The sequence below is a fragment of the Desemzia sp. FAM 23989 genome (assembly GCF_045528345.1).
In the GTDB taxonomy this organism is placed as follows: Bacteria; Bacillota; Bacilli; order Lactobacillales; family Carnobacteriaceae; genus Desemzia.
In genome coordinates this window covers 1,467-2,725 of the sequence record NZ_JBGQQT010000045.1, presented here as the reverse complement: position 1 = coordinate 2,725, position 1,259 = coordinate 1,467, and the positions used below count along the sequence as shown (strand labels likewise).

At 53.1% G+C, this 1,259-nt stretch carries 1 rRNA gene (only partly in view); it reads right to left on the bottom strand.

The annotated features are described in order from the left end of the window. Positions 1–1,259: ribosomal RNA gene (locus ACEN36_RS12870) — 23S ribosomal RNA — on the bottom strand; its annotated part runs 1,318 nt beyond the window's last position; the annotation flags it as partial.

The window sequence follows — 1,259 nt, the reverse complement described above, 5'->3', positions numbered from 1 at the left end:
GTGATGGGAAATCTCATCTTGAGGGGGGCTTCACGCTTAGATGCTTTCAGCGTTTATCCCTTCCACACATAGCTACCCAGCGATGCTCTTGGCAGAACAACTGGTACACCAGCGGTGTGTCCATCCCGGTCCTCTCGTACTAAGGACAGCTCCTCTCAAATTTCCTGCGCCCGCGACGGATAGGGACCGAACTGTCTCACGACGTTCTGAACCCAGCTCGCGTACCGCTTTAATGGGCGAACAGCCCAACCCTTGGGACCGACTACAGCCCCAGGATGCGATGAGCCGACATCGAGGTGCCAAACCTCCCCGTCGATGTGGACTCTTGGGGGAGATAAGCCTGTTATCCCCAGGGTAGCTTTTATCCGTTGAGCGATGGCCCTTCCATGCGGAACCACCGGATCACTAAGCCCGACTTTCGTCCCTGCTCGACTTGTAGGTCTCGCAGTCAAGCTCCCTTCTGCCTTTACACTCTACGAATGATTTCCAACCATTCTGAGGGAACCTTTGGGCGCCTCCGTTACATTTTAGGAGGCGACCGCCCCAGTCAAACTGCCCGTCTGACACTGTCTCCCAGCCAGCTAATGGCTGAGGGTTAGAGTGGCCATACAGCAAGGGTAGTATCCCACCAATGCCTCCACCAAGACTGGCGTCCTGGCTTCAATAGCTCCTACCTATCCTGTACAAGCTGTACAGACACTCAATATCAAACTGCAGTAAAGCTCCATGGGGTCTTTCCGTCCTGTCGCGGGTAACCTGCATCTTCACAGGTACTATAATTTCACCGAGTCTCTCGTTGAGACAGTGCCCAAATCGTTACGCCTTTCGTGCGGGTCGGAACTTACCCGACAAGGAATTTCGCTACCTTAGGACCGTTATAGTTACGGCCGCCGTTTACTGGGGCTTCAATTCTGAGCTTCGCCGAAGCTAACCCATCCTCTTAACCTTCCAGCACCGGGCAGGCGTCAGCCCCTATACGTCATCTTTCGATTTTGCAGAGACCTGTGTTTTTGATAAACAGTCGCTTGGGCCTATTCACTGCGGCTGACCAGATGGTCAGCACCCCTTCTCCCGAAGTTACGGGGTCATTTTGCCGAGTTCCTTAACGAGAGTTCTCTCGCACACCTTAGGATTCTCTCCTCGACTACCTGTGTCGGTTTGCGGTACGGGCTGTTTGTTTCTAACTAGAAGCTTTTCTTGACAGTGTGACATCAGGAACTTCGGTACTTAATTTCCCTCCCCATCACAACTTGTCCTTA